This is a genomic window from Terrabacter koreensis, from assembly GCF_054783315.1.
Map to the genome: position 1 here is coordinate 356072 of NZ_BAAGQU010000004.1, position 15509 is coordinate 371580.

Annotated in this window: 14 protein-coding genes; 6 read left to right on the forward strand and 8 right to left on the reverse strand. The window is 70.1% G+C overall.

Translation table 11 applies throughout. From position 1 onward, the window contains the following. Window positions 1-173 precede the first annotated feature (173 nt). On the forward strand, window positions 174-695 hold the full coding sequence (locus ACYVNR_RS04370; protein WP_461046828.1) for a YbhB/YbcL family Raf kinase inhibitor-like protein: 522 nt from the start codon (window positions 174-176) through the stop codon (window positions 693-695). A gap of 164 nt (window positions 696-859) precedes the next feature. Here ACYVNR_RS04370 and ACYVNR_RS04375 read toward each other — a convergent pair whose 3' ends face one another. After that, a complete protein-coding gene (locus ACYVNR_RS04375; RefSeq protein ID WP_052677286.1) occupies window positions 860-1648 on the reverse strand; it encodes a sigma-70 family RNA polymerase sigma factor in 789 nt (262 codons plus the stop codon). Between the two features lie 165 nt (window positions 1649-1813). On the opposite strand from ACYVNR_RS04375, the gene ACYVNR_RS04380 reads away from it, so the two are divergent. From ACYVNR_RS04380 to ACYVNR_RS04395, 4 genes are all read left to right on the forward strand, one after another. After that, window positions 1814-2425, forward strand: a complete 612-nt coding sequence (locus ACYVNR_RS04380; protein WP_458798802.1) for a hypothetical protein — start codon at window positions 1814-1816, stop codon at window positions 2423-2425. Between the two features lie 354 nt (window positions 2426-2779). Next, window positions 2780-2971: a hypothetical protein gene (locus tag ACYVNR_RS04385; RefSeq protein WP_045190957.1), complete on the forward strand. Its 192-nt coding sequence runs from the start codon at window positions 2780-2782 to the stop codon at window positions 2969-2971. Between the two features lie 147 nt (window positions 2972-3118). After that, window positions 3119-3739 carry a DUF47 domain-containing protein gene (locus ACYVNR_RS04390; protein WP_045190956.1) on the forward strand — a complete coding sequence of 207 codons (621 nt, stop codon included), beginning with the start codon at window positions 3119-3121 and terminating at the stop codon, window positions 3737-3739. A gap of 7 nt (window positions 3740-3746) precedes the next feature. Then, the gene (locus tag ACYVNR_RS04395) at window positions 3747-4751 is read left to right on the forward strand and encodes an inorganic phosphate transporter (protein ID WP_458798801.1); all 1005 of its coding nucleotides are present in this window, start codon (window positions 3747-3749) and stop codon (window positions 4749-4751) included. A gap of 120 nt (window positions 4752-4871) precedes the next feature. Here ACYVNR_RS04395 and pstB read toward each other — a convergent pair whose 3' ends face one another. The 7 genes from pstB to mshD all read right to left on the reverse strand — a co-directional run bounded on the left by pstB (window position 4872) and on the right by mshD (window position 13454). Further along, entirely contained in the window at window positions 4872-5648 is a 777-nt protein-coding gene (pstB, locus tag ACYVNR_RS04400; protein WP_045190954.1) for a phosphate ABC transporter ATP-binding protein PstB, read from the reverse strand. Window positions 5649-5667: 19 nt separating this feature from the next. Next, on the reverse strand, window positions 5668-6627 hold the full coding sequence (pstA, locus tag ACYVNR_RS04405; protein ID WP_045190952.1) for a phosphate ABC transporter permease PstA: 960 nt from the start codon (window positions 6625-6627) through the stop codon (window positions 5668-5670). Then, entirely contained in the window at window positions 6624-7631 is a 1008-nt protein-coding gene (gene pstC / locus ACYVNR_RS04410; protein ID WP_045190949.1) for a phosphate ABC transporter permease subunit PstC, read from the reverse strand. The genes pstA and pstC overlap by 4 nt, the downstream gene beginning before the upstream one ends. 115 nt (window positions 7632-7746) lie before the next feature. Then, entirely contained in the window at window positions 7747-8874 is a 1128-nt protein-coding gene (gene pstS / locus ACYVNR_RS04415) for a phosphate ABC transporter substrate-binding protein PstS (protein WP_461046833.1), read from the reverse strand. A 255-nt stretch (window positions 8875-9129) separates the two neighbouring features. Then, a complete protein-coding gene (locus ACYVNR_RS04420) occupies window positions 9130-10077 on the reverse strand; it encodes an NUDIX hydrolase (RefSeq protein ID WP_045190947.1) in 948 nt (315 codons plus the stop codon). 66 nt (window positions 10078-10143) lie between these two features. Continuing rightward, window positions 10144-12432, reverse strand: a complete 2289-nt coding sequence (locus ACYVNR_RS04425) for an RNA degradosome polyphosphate kinase (protein WP_461046835.1) — start codon at window positions 12430-12432, stop codon at window positions 10144-10146. Between the two features lie 44 nt (window positions 12433-12476). Further along, the gene (mshD, locus tag ACYVNR_RS04430) at window positions 12477-13454 is read right to left on the reverse strand and encodes a mycothiol synthase (RefSeq protein ID WP_461046837.1); all 978 of its coding nucleotides are present in this window, start codon (window positions 13452-13454) and stop codon (window positions 12477-12479) included. 183 nt (window positions 13455-13637) lie between these two features. Here mshD and ACYVNR_RS04435 point away from each other — a divergent pair, with 183 nt between their 5' ends. Then, the gene (locus ACYVNR_RS04435) at window positions 13638-15446 is read left to right on the forward strand and encodes a bifunctional metallophosphatase/5'-nucleotidase (RefSeq protein ID WP_461046839.1); all 1809 of its coding nucleotides are present in this window, start codon (window positions 13638-13640) and stop codon (window positions 15444-15446) included. The last annotated feature ends 63 nt before the right edge of the window (window positions 15447-15509 follow it).

Genomic DNA, 15509 nt, shown 5'->3' on the forward strand with positions numbered 1-15509 from the left:
GTTCTCCCCGCATCCCGGCCCCCTGTCCCTTTTGCCCGGTTCGTCTTCAGGGTAACCACCAGGCTCCGCCTGTGCTCGGACGTCCACGGCTCGCACGTCGGTGCGTCGAGAGGGGTCGGCGGGTGCGGGTGCGCGGGTACGGTGCAAGTGCCAACGAGACGCAGGAGGACCGCATGAGCCTCGACCGCCCGGTCGCCCCCAACCCCTACGAGCTGCTGGCCCGGGTGGCTTCCTTCACGGTGACGAGCGACGACGTCACGGACGGAGCGCCCCTCAAGGACGACCAGGTCGCTGCCGAGGGCAACACCTCGCCCCAGCTGTCGTGGAGCGGCGCACCCGAGGGGACCCAGAGCTACGTCGTCACGTGCTTCGACCCCGACGCGCCGACGCCGTCCGGTTTCTGGCACTGGGTGCTCGTCGACCTGCCGGCCGACGTGACGTCCCTCGACACGGGGGCGGCCGCGAGCTCGCTGCCCGGCAAGGCCTTCCACGTGCGCAACGACGGCGGCGACAAGGGCTTCATGGGTGCAGCCCCTCCGGAGGGCGACATGCCGCACCGCTACTTCTTCGTGGTGCACGCCGTGTCGGAGCCGACGCTGGGCGTCGACGACTCCGCGTCGCCTGCGGTCGTCTCGTTCAACCTCGCGTTCAAGACCCTCGGCAGGGCGATCCTGCACGGCACCTACCAGCACTGACCGTCCTAGCCGACCGTCCGAGCTGACCGTTCGCGCCAGCCGCCGCGCGGTGGAACGCGTGATGGTCTGCCTGTCGGTGTGGTGACCACCCCACCGACAGGCAGACCATCAGCACGTCGACGTCGACCGGGCCCGGTGATGGGCCGCCGGGCCGAGGTAGGACGTCAGGCGCTGAGCAGCTCTGCGGACTCGAGCTGCTCGCGCAGCTCCGCGAGGATGCGGCGCAGCAGGCGGCTGACCTGCATCGCGCTGAGACCCATCGTGTCGGCGATCTCGGCCTGGGTCATGTCGTGCTCGAAGCGCAGCTCGATGATGCGCTGCTCGCGCGCCGGCAGGCGCATCAGGGCGGTGCGCACGACGATGCCCTCGTCGCGGGCGGGGTCGGAGTCGTGGTCGGCGCGAGCGTCGACGAGGTCGAGCACCGGGCGCCCACCCTCGGTCGTCGTGGCGTCCAGCGAGGCGGGGCGCAGGTTGGTCGAGGCGACCTGCGCCTCCTTGACCTCGTCGAGGGTGAGGTCGAGGGCGCTGGCGATGTCGGCGGCGCCGGGCTCGTGGCCGAGCTGCTGCTCGAGCCGGGTCCGCGTGTCGGCGACGACCTGGCGGCGCTCCTGCAGGCCGCGCGGCGGGCGGACGAGCCAGCCGTGGTCGCGGAAGTGGCGGCGCAGCTCCCCGGTGATCGTCGGCGTCGCATAGGCACCGAACTCGGTCGACTGGTCGAGGTCGAAGCGCTGGATCGCCTTGAGCAGCGCGAGAAAGGCGACCTGCTCGAGGTCCTCGCGGTCGAGGCCCTTGCCGGAGTAGCGGTGCGCGAGGGACCGCGCGAGGGGCATGTGCAGGCGGGTCACGGCCTCCAGCGCCTCGGAGCGCTCGGCGTCCGACGAGGAGGTGCGGACCGCGGTGATCAGCTCACGAGTACGTGCGTCCTTGCGCGGACCGTACGACGGGTCAGTCATGTCAGCTCCATCCAGAGTGGGCGGCGGCGCTTTCTTGACCGACACCGAAACCCTAGACAAAGACTCAACATTGCACAAGGGCTCGACAAGAAATTCAGCTTTGTCCAAGGTCTGGGGCGTCTCGGCGTCATCCGTGCCGTGGGTGGCGGGGGCTAGCCTTCAGGGATGAGCGAGAGCGAGCATCGCGCCCACCGGCGGCCCGCCTTCTTCAGCGAGTCCGCCCTCGAGGCGCACGGGCCCGCCTACGACCCGACCGAGCAGATCCACGTCGCCCACGAGACGGCGCTGGCCCTCGTGCACGCCGGTCGTGCTGCGGCCGACCCCGCCGTCACGCAGAAGCTCGTCGCGCTCGTCGACGACATCGGCCTGTCGACCCTGGCCGAGCTGTGGTCCCAGCGCCCGGCCCGGTCCCTGCCCGGCGCCCTGTGGCGCCTCTACGTCCTGCGCGAGTGGGTCCGGCGCGCCCCCGACGAGGCCAGCCGCGAGTATGCCGCCGGCATCCGTTTCACCGGCCCGAACCACGCCGTCGCCGGCGCCGCCGAGCCACCCGGCCCGCAGGAGATGGGGCGCGTCATCGACGAGGTGATGCGCGGCGTCTTCGAGGGCGACCTCGCCGTCGCCCTCGAGCGTGCCGCTGCCTTCTGCCGCGTCGTGTCCGCTGGCCGGGCCGACATCTCGTCGGGTGACGACAGTGCCGAACAGGCCGCCAACGTCCTCGTCATGGCCGACGACCTCGCCGTCTGCGCCCGTCTCTGGCGGGCCGACGCGCTGGACTGAGGCCGCCCCGCTCCCGGCGGTGGCCCGGAACACGGTCGTGCGTCCGGTCGTCTTTGGCGATCCGTTCGCGCCGATCTATTCTTGACGCGCGTCGGGTCGCGGTAGCCCCGGGTCCCAAATTCAGCCGCTACGAGCGGCCCAGTGCCGAGAGGCGCTCCCGGCCCGACGCAACCTCTTCCCCCGAGTCGCCGCGTCCACGGGCGCTCCCGGGTGCGCGGCGCGAGGCATGTCGGAGGCGTGTCGGCGTGCTGTCACACGTCTGTCCGTAGCGTGTCCAGCGTCTGTCGAGCCGCCCGCCCATCTCGATCGGCCCTTCCCCACACGAGCCCCGGCGCAGGTGCCTACAGTGATCTCATGACGCCCGAGGAGGAACGCTCCGGAGACCTGCTCGATGTCGCACTGGCCGATGAGATCGAGCTCGTGAGCGACCTGGTGGTCGCTGCGTCGTCCAGCCCACGCCACTTCACCCCCGACGAGGTCGACGAGCTGCTCGGCATCACGGGTGAGGCCGCCGCGGCGAGCCCGTCGCGCAGCACGCCTGCCTGAGCGTCGGCCCACCAGCCTGTCGGCGGTCCACCGGCGACGGTTGCCGAACACGGGGCGAACGCCGGATGACCGCCGGGTTGCGTCCGGGTCGCTCCTACGCCGTAGCATCGTCCCCGGACCAGCCACCCGATCGACCGGAGCAACCTCGTGGGTTTTCGCCTCACACCCCAGGACACGAGCTTTTTCACCCTCTTCACCTCATCCGCCGAGCTGCTCGTCGAGGCGACCCGGGAGCTGACCCGCTTCCTCGAGGTCGAGCCCTCGAAGCGCCAGGCGGTCGCCGACCGCCTCAAGGAGCTCGAGCACGCCGCCGACGACGCGACGCACGAGCTGATCAACAAGGTGAACACCTCGTTCATCACGCCGTTCGACCGCGAGGACATCCACAACCTCGCCGCGTCCCTCGACGACTGCATGGACTTCATCGAGGAGACCGCCGACCTCATCGTGCTCTACCGCCTCGGTGACATCCCCGAGGGCCTGGCCGACCAGTTCGAGATCCTCGCGCGCATGGCCGAGGTCACCGCCGAGGCGATGCCGCGCCTGCGCTCCCTCAAGGACCTCAAGAGCTACTGGATCGAGATCAACCGCCTCGAGAACCAGGCCGACTCGCTTCACCGCAAGCAGGTCGCCGCGCTCTTCAACAACGCCCACGATGCCGTCGAGGTGATCAAGGTCAAGGCCATCGTCGACGGGTTCGAGAACGCCGCCGACGCGTTCGAGAAGGTGGCCCACGTCGTCGAGGGCATCGCGGTCAAGGAGTCCTGACCCGCTGATGGACACGACCATCCCCGTCCTCGGGGTCGGTGCGGTCATCGCACTGGCCATGGGCTTCAACTACACCAACGGCTTCCACGACGCGGCGAACGCGATCGCGACCTCTGTCTCGACGCGGGCGCTGACGCCGCGCGTGGCGCTCGGCATGGCGGCCGTCGCCAACCTCTTCGGCGCCTTCTTCGGCACCAAGGTGGCCAAGACCATCGGCTCGGGCATCATCGAGCAGCCGGTGGGCGTCAACGGCCTCTGGCTGGTCGCGGCGGCACTCGTCGGCGCCATCGGCTGGAACCTGCTCACGTGGTGGTTCGGCCTGCCCTCGTCGTCGTCGCACGCCCTCATCGGTGGCCTCGGCGGCGCCGCGCTCGTCGCGGGTGTCAACGTGCAGTGGACCGTCATCTGGGAGAAGGTCATCATCCCGATGATCGCCTCTCCGATCATCGGACTGGTGCTCGGCTACCTCGTGATGACGGCCATCCTCTGGATGTTCCGCAACGCCAACCCCGGCCGCGTGTCGCGCGGGTTCCGCACGGCGCAGACGGCGTCGGCCGCGGCCATGGCCTTCGGCCACGGTCTGCAGGACGCCGCCAAGACGGCGGGCGTCGTCGTGCTCGCGCTCAACATCTCGGGCCACCACGGCGACGACAGCATCCCGCTGTGGGTCCTCGTGCTCTCGGCCGTCGTCATCTCGCTGGGCACGTATGCCGGTGGGTGGCGCATCATGCGCACGCTGGGTCGGCGCATCATCCACATGACGCCCCCGCAGGGCTTCGCGGCCGAGACCACGGCGGCGGCGATCCTCTACGTCGCGGGCCTCGCCTTCGGCGCGCCCATCTCGACGACCCACACCATCACGTCGTCGATCATGGGCGTCGGCGCCACGAAGCGCTTCTCCGCGGTGCGCTGGGGCGTGGCCGGCAACATCGTCGGCGCGTGGGTGCTGACCTTCCCCGGCGCCGGCCTCGTGGCCGTCGTCGCCTGGTACATCACCGCCGTCTTCCGCTGAGCCCCCTACGGCATCGAAAAAGCAATCCGTCCGCGTTCCACGTGAGGTGAACCCTCGCGAGGGGCGGACGGATTGCTTTTTCGATGTGGGGTGTGGCCCAGCCGGGGCGGAACGTGCGGGTCAGCCGAAACGGCCGGAGATGTAGTCCTCGGTGGCCTGCTGCGACGGGTTGTTGAAGATCCGCGTCGTGTCGTCGACCTCGACGAGGCGGCCCGGCTCGCCGGTCGCCTTGAGGTTGAAGAAGGCGGTGCGGTCGGAGACGCGCGCTGCCTGCTGCATGTTGTGGGTGACGATGACGATCGTGTAGTCGTTCTTCAGCTCGTTGATGAGGTCCTCGATCGCGAGCGTCGAGATCGGGTCGAGCGCCGAGCACGGCTCGTCCATGAGCAGCACCTGCGGCTGTACCGCGATGGCGCGGGCGATGCAGAGGCGCTGCTGCTGGCCGCCGGAGAGGCCCGCGCCCGGCTTGTTCAGGCGGTCCTTGACCTCGTTCCAGAGGTTCGCGCCCTTGAGCGAGCTCTCGACGATGCCGTCGAGCGTCTTCTTGTTCTTGACGCCGTTGAGCCGGAGGCCGGCCGCGACGTTGTCGTAGATCGACATCGTGGGGAACGGGTTCGGGCGCTGGAAGACCATGCCGACGGTGCGGCGCACGGTCACGGGGTCCATCGAGGCGGCATACAGGTCCTGGTCGTCGAGCATGACCTTGCCCTCGACGCGGCCGCCGGGGATGACCTCGTGCATGCGGTTGAGGGTGCGCAGGAACGTCGACTTGCCGCAGCCCGAAGGGCCGATGAAGGCCGTGACGGACCGGGGCTCGACCGTCATCGAGACACCCTCGACGGCCTTGAAGGAGCCGTAGTAGACGTTGAGGTCGCTGACGTCGATTCGCTTTGCCATGAGAAGGCTTCTCTTTCTCTTACTTCTTGACCGCGTTGAAGTGGGCGACCACGCGGCCGATCACGTTGAGCAGCAGGACGAGGAGGATCAGGGTGAGCGCGGCGCCCCACATGCGCTCCGCGGCCGCGGGCAGGGCGAGGTCACCACGGTCCTGGTTGATCATCATCGGCAGGGTGGGGAAGTTGCCGTTGAAGAGGTCCCGCTGGAAGTTCTTCGTGTACGGGGCGAGGATCAGCAGCGGGGCCGTCTCGCCCATGACGCGGGCGACGCCGAGCAGCACGCCGGTGATGATGCCCGAGAACGCCGTGCGCAGGACGACCTTGACGACGGTCACCCACTTGGGCACGCCGAGCGCGTACGAGGCCTCGCGCAGCTCGTTCGGGACGAGCTTGAGCATCTCCTCGGTGGACCGCACGATGACCGGGATCATGAGCAGCACGAGGGCCAGCGAGGCGGCGAAGCCCGACTGGCGCAGGCCGAAGGTCGTGACGACGACGGCGTAGATGAACAGGCCGGCGACGATCGACGGGATGCCCGAGAGGATGTCGACCATGAAGCTGATCGCCCGGGCGAGGCCGCCGCGTCCGTACTCGACGAGGTAGACCGCGGTCATGATGCCGATCGGCACGGCGATGAGGGTCGTCATGCCGACCATCTCGAGGGTGCCCTCGATGGCGTGGCGCGCGCCGCCGCCGAAGTCGTCGGAGTTGATGTTGCGCTGGTTGCCGGTCCACCACGTGGCGGAGCCGAGCATGTGCACGCCCTTGGCGACGACGGTCGTCAGGATCCACACGAGCGGGATCATGGCCAGCGCGAAGGCGAACCACATGACCACCTTGGCCACGACGTCCTTGACGGCGCGGACGCGGTGCGGGTTGTCCATCTCGCGAAGGACGTCGCGCCCACCCTTGCCCCCGGGCGGAGTGGTGTCGGGCGTGACGCCGTCGGCGGGTCCGCGGCTCTCGGTCACCGTGCTCATTCGCTGAAGGCCTTCCTGCGCTCGATGACGATGCGGGCGATGCTGTTGACGACGAAGGTCAACACGAACAGCACGAGACCGGCCGCGATGTAGGCGCCGGTCTTGCTCGGGTTGCTGAACTCGGACGCGTTGTTCGCGATCTTGGAGGCGAAGGTCTCGCCGCCGTTGAAGAGCGACCACGTCCACTTGGCGCCGTCGGGCAGGGCGGACACGAGGAAGGTGACCGCGATCGTCTCGCCGAGGGCGCGGCCGAGGGCCAGCATGGCGGCGGAGATGACGCCGGGCTTGCCGAAGGGCAGCACCGCCGTGCGGATCATCTCCCACTGGGTGGCGCCCAGGGCGAGCGCGCCCTCCTTGTGCGTGGCGGGCGTCTGGTCGAACACCTCGCGCGAGAGGGCGGTGACGATGGGCAGGACCATGATCGCGAGCACCACACCGATGAAGGCGATGGTGCCGCCGGTGATGCCGGCGGTGCCGAAGAGCGGGAACCAGCCGAGCTTGTCCTCGACCCACTGCTGGACCGGCTTCCACACGGGGAAGAAGACGATGAGGCCCCACAGGCCGTAGACGATCGAGGGCACGGCAGCGAGCAGGTCGACGAGACCGGCCGCCGGCCGGCGCATCCACACCGGGGCGTACTGGGTGAGGAAGAGAGCCACCGCGACGCCCACAGGCACCGCGATCAGCATCGCGATCGTCGAGGCGGCGACGGTGGTCCAGAGGAACTCGAGGACGCCGAACGCCGGCTTCTCGCCACCGGGGGCCCACACGCGGCTCGTGAAGAAGTTCTCGGAGTTGTTCGTCAGGGCCGGGATCGCCTGCACGACGAGGAACACCGCGATGAGGGTGACGATGGCGATGACGAGGACGCCGCTGAACGTGGCGAACCCACCGAACAGGCGGTCGCCCAGGCGTCCGGTGGAGGCGCGGTCGCCCCGCAGCGGCGTGCCGCCGTCGGGGCCGGGAAGCTCGTCGGCGGCGGATACACCTGTCACTGTCGACACGTGGGGCCTCTTCCTTGGTCGGGGGAGAACTGGCGCAAGGGGCGGACGCCGAGTGCGGCGCCCGCCCCTGCGTTGTGGGCCGGTCCGGTGTGCTCCGGACCAGCCGGGCGGTGGATCAGGAGATCGCGTCGACCGCGGTCTTGACCTTGGCGGCGACCTCGGCCGGCAGGGGGGCGTAGCCCTTGGCCTCGAGGCCCTTCTGCGTCTCGTCGGAGGCGAACGACTTGAGGAAGGCCTTGACCTTCTTGCCGGTCTCGGCGTCGGCGTACTTGGAGCAGACGATCTCGTAGGTCACGAGCACGATCGGGTAGGCGCCGGCCTCCTTGGTCGCGTAGTCGATCTTGAGGGCGAGGTCGTTGCCCGTGCCCGTCTGCTCGGCGGTGGCGACCGTCTTGCCGGCCGACTCGGCCGTCAGCTCGACGGGGCCGGCGCCCGTGTCGATCTGGGCCATCGGGAGCTGGTTCTGCTGGGCGTAGGAGAGCTCGACGTACGTGATGCCGCCGTCCTGGCCCTTCGTCGCGGTGGCGACGCCGGCCGACTTCTCCTTGCCCTCGCCCTTGCCGGTCCACTTCTTGCCGGTCTCGTAGGACCAGGCGCCGGGCGCGGCGGCCTTGAGGTACTTGGTGAAGTTCTCGGTCGTGCCCGACTCGTCGGAGCGGAAGAAGACCTTGATCGGCGTCGAGGGGAGCGTGACGCCCTTGTTGAGCGCCGCGATGGCCGGGTCGTTCCAGGTGGTGATCTTGCCGTCGAAGATCTTCGCGGCGACCTCGGCGTTGAGCACGAGCTTGTCGACGCCCTTGACGTTGTAGGCGATCGCGATCGGGCCGGTGACCATCGGGAGGTTCCAGGCCTCGGAGCCACAGGCCTGCTTGGCCGCGTCGGACTCGATGACGCCGTCCTTGGGCTTGGTCTTGAGCGACGAGTCGGAACCGGCGAAGTCGACCTGCTTGGCGATGAACTGCTTGATGCCGGCACCCGAGCCGGTGGGCTGGTAGTCGATCGTGGCGTCGGCGCAGGCCGTCTGGTAGGCCTTGATGGCCTCGTCGATGGCGTTCTTCTGCGCCGACGAACCCTCGGCCTTGAGGTCGCCGGAGAAGCAGTCGCCCGCGCCGGCGGAGGTGCCGCCGGCGCCGGTCGAACCCGCGCCGGGCTGGGCGCCGTTGTTCTCGGACGCGCAGGCGGAGAGCGCAAGAGCGCCGGACAGGGCGATGGCGCCGAGAGCGCTGATACGCGAAACAGACACGAGTGTGTTCCCTCTCGAAAAGGATGCTTGGAGTTGTTCCGGTGGTCGGTCGACCAGGTGGAGCGGACCTTGTCGAGCGACGCTGCTGGACGGTTGATCCATCGCGAAGATAGGTCCGCTGGGTGACGGGCCGTCCACGTGCGGTTAACGGAGGGTGAACGCAGGTCGACGGCTTGGGGTGCGGCCCCGGCCCGGGATGCGCGACAGTCGGAACGCGCCCACGATGGAGGGTTCGGGCAGCTGGTCGGCGTGCCCTCAGGTGTCGATGCGCTCCACGTCGACGACGCGCGCGTCGTCACCCTTGCCGACGACGTGGCAGACGAGCACCTCGCCCTTGCGCATCGACTCGGCCGCGGCCTGGCGCAGCAGCTCGGCGACGTCACCACGGTCGTCGGAGTGCGAGACCCGGCTGCCGAGCACCTCGATCAGGGTGGGCAGCACCGGCCCGTGGCTGCACAGCGCCGCCGGGTCACCCTTGCGCAGCAGGCGCTCGACCTGTGCGAGAGCGCCGTCGTGGCTCTCGGCGAAGCCCTCCTCCGAGAGGCTGTCGCGCGTGCGCAGCCGCAGTCCTCGCCCGACGGCATACGGCTCCACCGTCGAGACGCAGCGGGACGACGAGGACGACACGACTCGCTCGACCCCGTAGGCACCGAGCACGGCGGCGACGGTGCCCGCCTGGGCTCGCCCCACGGCATCCAGCGGGCGGAGGCGGTCGTCGCGCTCCCACTTGCCGCGCGGGACCGCCTTGGCGTGCCGCACGAGGGCAAGGGGCCACGTGCGCAGCTCGCCGGCACGCTCGGCCCGCACGAGGGCGAGCAGCTGCTCGCGGTCGCGGGCGTAGTCGAGGCGGTCGTTCGCCGAGCGCACGTCGACCCAGGCGACCTCGTCGATCTCGTTCTCGAGCACGCCGGTGCCCCCGGTGACCCGCGCGGCCCAGTAGTGCACCTGCTTCGTCGCGGGACCCCCGGTCGAGTCGAGCACCGGGTACTCCGCCGACGGGAGGGGCACGCCGAGACGCACGACGAGACCGGTCTCCTCGAGCGTCTCGCGCGCGGCCGCGACGCTCGGGTGCTCACCGGGGTCGAGCTTGCCCTTGGCCCAGGACCAGTCGTCGTACTTCGGCCGGTGCACGAGCGCGACCTCGAGCCGTCCGCCACGGCGGCGCCAGGGCAGGGTGCCGGCTGCGGGGATCACGGAGGCCACGCGCGCCAGTCTGCCCGACGTGGGCCCGGCGGGTCGCCCCACGCGTCGCAGGTGCCCGTATGCCGGTCAGCGCCGGCGCGCCTTCCGGCGCCGCTTGTCGTGGCGCTCGATGAGCTTCTCCTGCAGGTCGTCGAGCGGCTCGCCCGACTCGGAGAGGTGGTGGCGCACCCAGCGGCCGTCGGACCCGAGGTCCCAGCGCGACGTCGTCTCGGCGAACGCGAGGTCGATGAGGTCGGCCAGCTCGACGATGTGGCCCGGGTCGGCGATGCGCACGAGCGCCTCGACGCGGCGGTCGAGGTTGCGGTGCATCATGTCGGCGCTGCCGATGTAGACCTGCGGGTCGCCGCCGTGCTCGAACCAGAACACGCGGGAGTGCTCGAGGAAGCGCCCGAGGACCGACCGCACGCGGATGTTCTCCGAGAGGCCCTCGACGCCCGGCCGGATGGCACAGATGCCGCGGACCCAGATGTCGACGCGCACCCCGGCCATGCTCGCGCGGTAGAGCGCGTCGATGGTGGCCTCGTCGACGATGGAGTTCGCCTTGAAGACGATGCGTCCGGGTGGGGCGTCCTTCGACCGGTTGCGGTGCAGCTCGATCTCCTCGTCGACGAGGTCGATGAGGCCCGAGCGCACCGAGCGGGGCGCGACGAGCAGGCGCTTGAACTTGCTGCGGGGCGCGAAGCCGGAGAGGAGGTTGAAGAGGCGCGAAAGGTCTTCTCCCACCTGGGGGTCCGTGGTGAAGAGGCCGAAGTCCTCGTAGACGCGCGCCGTCTTCGGGTTGTAGTTGCCGGTGCCGATGTGGCAGTAGCGCACGAGGCCCTCGGACTCCTGGCGCACGACGAGACAGAGCTTCGCGTGGGTCTTGAGGCCGACGACGCCGTAGACGACGTGGACGCCCGCCTCCTCCAGCTTGCGGGCCCACGAGATGTTGTTGACCTCGTCGAAGCGGGCCTTGATCTCGACGACCGCGAGCACCTGCTTGCCCGCCTCGGCGGCGTCGATGAGGGCGTCGATGATGGGGGAGTCGCCCGAGGTGCGGTAGAGCGTCTGCTTGATCGCGAGCACCTTGGGGTCGTTCGCCGCCTGCTCGATGAACGCCTGCACCGACGTCGAGAACGAGTTGTAGGGGTGCTGGACCAGCACGTCCTTCTGTCGCACCGCCGCGAGCAGGTCGATGGCCTTGGCGCTCTCGGTCGGGGCGAAGTCGGGGTGGGTGCGCGGGAAGAACTTGGCGAACTCGAGGTCGCTGCGGTCGACGTCGGCGATGGTGAACAGGCCCCGCAGGTCGAGCGGCGTCGGCAGGCGGTAGATCTCGCGGTCGCTGATCTGCAGCTCGCGCGCGAGCATGTCGAGGACCTTCGGGTCGATCTCGTCCTCGACCTCGAGCCGGATCGGCGGGCCGAAGCGGCGCCGCGTCAGCTCCTTCTCGAGGGCGGTCAGGAGGTTCTCGGCGTCATCCTCCTCGACCTCGAGGTCCTCGTTGCGGGTGACCCGGAACGAGAAGTGCTCCATGACGATCATGCCGGGGAAGAGCTGGTCGAGGTGGCTCGCGATGACGTCCTCCAGCGGCACGAACCGCTTGCGCTCGACCTCCGCGTCGACGTCCTCCTCGACGAGGATGAAGCGGGGCAGGCTGGGCGGCACCTTGACGCGCGCGAAGTGCTCGCTGCCGGTCTTGGGGTTCTGGAGCAGCACGGCGAGGTTGAGCGAGAGCCCCGAGATGTAGGGGAAGGGGTGCGCAGGGTCGACGGCCAGCGGGGTGAGCACCGGGAAGACACGGTCGGCGAAGAAGTAGTGCAGCGGCTCGCGGTCGTCGTCGTCGAGGTCGTCCCAGCGCACGATGGTGATGCCCTGGTCCTCGAGCGCCGGACGCACGTCGTGCTGGAAGACGGACGCGTGCTGCAGCATGAGCTCGTGCGCGAGCCGGGCGATGCGCTCGATGAGCTCGCGCGGCTCGAGACCTGCGGCCGTGCGCACCGCGAGCCCGGTGGCGATGCGGCGCTTGAGGCCGGCGACGCGCACCATGAAGTACTCGTCGAGGTTGTTCGAGAAGATCGCGAGGAACCGGGTGCGTTCGAGCAGGGGGACCGCGGGGTCCATGGCGAGCTGGAGCACGCGCTCGTTGAACTGCAGCCAGGACAGCTCGCGCTCGAGGTAGCGGTCGGCCGGCAGCTCGCCCTCGTCCTCGGGTGCGCCGGTGCCGACGAAGCGGCCGTTGGAGGCACGCGCCGGCACGCGCCGCGTCGGGACGGTGGCCGTGAACGAGCTGACCTCGGCGGCCTCGGTCGTCGTCTCCTCGGCGGACGCTGCCTCGGGCTCGTCGAGGTCGGTGGTCGTGAGGCTGCCGGTGCTCATCTGCCCATCGTGGCACCGATGGGCGACCGGAGGGTGAACTCGTCTCAGCCGTGGTCGGTCCGGTCACCGTCCGAGGGTCGGGCCGAGGTCGCACGGGCGTACTGCCGGTGCACCTCGACGTCCTCGAACCCGAGCCGGCGGTAGGTGTGCACGGCCGCCGCGTTCTCCTCGTCGACGTAGAGCACGACCCTGTCGAGCCCGAGGGAGCGCAGGTGGTCGAGGCCGAGCACCGTGACGGCGCGGCCGAGCCCCTCGCCCTGGTGGTCGGGTGAGACGGCGACGACGTAGACCTCGCCGACGTCGCCGCCGGGCGGGTCGACCTTCGTCCAGTGCGAGGCCACGAGCGTGTCGGGATGGTCGGCCTCGACGACGAGGATGAGGCCGGCAGGGTCCCACCACGGCTCGCCCATCCGCTGGTCGAGGTCGGCCCGGTGCAGCGAGCCCTGCTCCGGGTGGTGCGCGAACGCGGCGGCGTTGAGGGCCAGCCACGCCTCCTCGTCACGTCCGGGCTCGAACGTGCGCACGGCATACCGCGGGTCGACCGTCGCCTCGGGCCACGGGTCGCCACCCGTGAGCGACCGACCCATGACGTGCAGCGAGCGCACCGGCACGAGCCCGCTCGCTGCGGCGAAGCCCGTGGCCGCGTCGGCGGCCGCCCCCACCGCGTGGCTCCAGAGGCGTATGCCGTCCGGCAGGGCTTCGAGCAGTGCCGTGCCGACGCCGGCGCGGCGGGCGGTCGGGGCGACGACGAGCTCACCCGAGGGCGCCCCGTCCGGCGCCCCGTCCGGCGCCTCGCCCGTGCGGGACTGGGCGTAGCCGACGACCGTGCCGTCGTCGGCGAGCGCGAGGACGTGCTCGACGCCGTCGTGCTCGCGAGCCCGCACGGAGAGGAGGAACTGCTCCGAGAGGGGCTGCGCGCCGTCGTGCGCTGCGGCCGCCCGGGCGAGCGCCAGCACCGCCTCGGCCGCCTCGTGGGTCAGCGGGTGCGTGGCGTCGTGGCGGGCGATCGTCGGGCGCGGCATACGGCGATTCCACCACGACGCGTGCGGCTCCCGGCGCCGACGGTCCCGACTCCCCGCCCGGGTCCGACTGGACATCCGGCCTTTACCGAACCATTGCCTCGCAAACCCCAAATCGCCCGTGTGCGGAGATACCCTCCCCGGGTGCCCGCGGGCACGTTCGCCATCCATGAGCAAGGGGAAGACATGTCCCGTTCCACCCGCCGCATCGCCGGCGTCGCGGTCGCAGGTGCCTGCGCCGCTGCGCTCGCGGCCCCGGCCCTCGCCGCACCCACCGCGGGGTCGAGCACCGGTAGCGCCCCCGGCAAGACCCAGTTCGACATCCAGCTGCTGTCGTTCAACGACTTCCACGGCAACCTGGAGGCGCCCGGCGGCTCCAGCGGTCGCATCACGATCGACCACTTCTACACGGACGTGGACGACATCGACGGCGACGGCAACCGCGCCGAGCAGATCAACTTCGTCAACGCCGGCGGCGTGGAGTACCTCGCGACGGAGCTCGCCCAGGCACGCAAGGGCCACCCCTACTCGCTGACCGTCGCCGCCGGTGACATCGTCGGGGCCTCCCCGCTCCTGTCCGCCGCCTTCCACGACGAGCCGACCGTCGAGTCGATGAACAAGCTCGGCCTCGACGTCACGTCGGTGGGCAACCACGAGTTCGACGAGGGCTACAAGGAGCTCCAGCGCCTCGCCCACGGCGGGTGCATCGACGACGGAGCGGGCCAGAACAACCAGAACTCCTGCCCGGACGGGGTGTTCGGCGGAGCCGACTTCGACATGCTCGCGGCCAACGTCGTCGAGACCTCGAGCGGCAAGACGATCCTGCCGGCCTACACCGTGAAGAAGTTCAACGGGGCCAAGATCGGCTTCATCGGCATGACGCTCGAGGGCACGCCCAGCATCGTCACCGCCTCCGGTGTCGCCGGCCTGTCGTTCAAGGACGAGGCCGAGACCGCCAACGCTCTCGTGCCCGTGCTCAAGGCGCAGGGCGTCAACGCCATCGTCGTGCTGCTGCACGAGGGCGCGGCCCCGACGAAGAGCGGCCAGTCCTACGACTGGGCCTGCCAGACCGGCGGCTCCATCTCCGGCGCGCTCGTCGACATCAACGCGAACCTCGACCCGGCCATCGACATGGTCGTCTCCGGCCACACGCACCAGCCCTATGTCTGCGCGCTGCCCGACCCGGCCGGCAAGCCGCGTCTCGTCACGTCCGCCTCGTCGTTCGGTCGCCTCTACACCGACACGACGCTCACGTACGACCGCCGCACCTCCGACATCGTCCGGCCGACGACGGCCACCTCGGCCAACCACATCGTCGAGCGCACCGTCGCCAAGGACCCGGCCCAGACGGCCCTCATCGGCCGGTACAAGACGCTGGTCTCCACGATCGCGAACAAGGTCATCGGCCAGGTCGCCGGCTCGGTGGTCAGCCGCACTCCCAACGCCGCGGGCGAGTCCCCGCTCGGTGACCTCATCGCCGACGCCCAGCTCGCCGACCCGTCGGTCGTGACGGGCGGCCAGACGCCCGTCGTGTCGTTCATGAACGCCGGCGGCATCCGAGCCGACCTCGTCGAGAACTCCGCGGGCAACGTCACCTACGAGGCGGCGTTCACGGTCCAGCCGTTCAACAACTACCTCGTGTCGCTGACCCTCACGGGCCAGCAGGTCATCGATGTGCTGAACCAGCAGTTCATCAACTCGCCCGGCGCGCCGCCCCGGCCCTACGTGCTCGCCACGAGCGCCGGCCTGACGTACACGCACAACCGGGTCTCGGTCAGCGACGTCAAGATCAACGGTGTGGCGGTCAACCCCACGGCCACCTACCGCGTGGTGACGAACAACTTCCTCGCCGACGGCGGGGACGGCTTCCCGGCCTTCCGCGGTGGCACCGACCGGTACTTCGGCGGGCTCGACATCGACGCCTTCTCGAACTACCTCGAGAAGCACTCGCCCTACACCGCACCGCCGCTGGACCGCGTCACGTACACGCCGTGACCGCCTGACGACGGTGGACCGACGAACGGTCCGGTTCCCTCGGGAGCCGGACCGTTCGGCATA

Excerpts from the sequence above, each read along its gene's own strand:
- pstA (WP_045190952.1), bottom strand. The coding sequence starts at position 6,627 with ATGAGCACGGTGACCGAGAGCCGCGGACCCGCCGACGGCGTCACGCCC.
- ACYVNR_RS04395 (WP_458798801.1), top strand. The coding sequence starts at position 3,747 with ATGGACACGACCATCCCCGTCCTCGGGGTCGGTGCGGTCATCGCACTG.
- ACYVNR_RS04435 (WP_461046839.1), top strand. The coding sequence starts at position 13,638 with ATGTCCCGTTCCACCCGCCGCATCGCCGGCGTCGCGGTCGCAGGTGCC.
- ACYVNR_RS04380 (WP_458798802.1), top strand. The coding sequence starts at position 1,814 with ATGAGCGAGAGCGAGCATCGCGCCCACCGGCGGCCCGCCTTCTTCAGC.
- ACYVNR_RS04385 (WP_045190957.1), top strand. The coding sequence starts at position 2,780 with ATGACGCCCGAGGAGGAACGCTCCGGAGACCTGCTCGATGTCGCACTG.
- pstB (WP_045190954.1), bottom strand. The coding sequence starts at position 5,648 with ATGGCAAAGCGAATCGACGTCAGCGACCTCAACGTCTACTACGGCTCC.
- ACYVNR_RS04375 (WP_052677286.1), bottom strand. The coding sequence starts at position 1,648 with ATGACTGACCCGTCGTACGGTCCGCGCAAGGACGCACGTACTCGTGAG.
- mshD (WP_461046837.1), bottom strand. The coding sequence starts at position 13,454 with ATGCCGCGCCCGACGATCGCCCGCCACGACGCCACGCACCCGCTGACC.
- ACYVNR_RS04370 (WP_461046828.1), top strand. The coding sequence starts at position 174 with ATGAGCCTCGACCGCCCGGTCGCCCCCAACCCCTACGAGCTGCTGGCC.
- ACYVNR_RS04425 (WP_461046835.1), bottom strand. The coding sequence starts at position 12,432 with ATGAGCACCGGCAGCCTCACGACCACCGACCTCGACGAGCCCGAGGCA.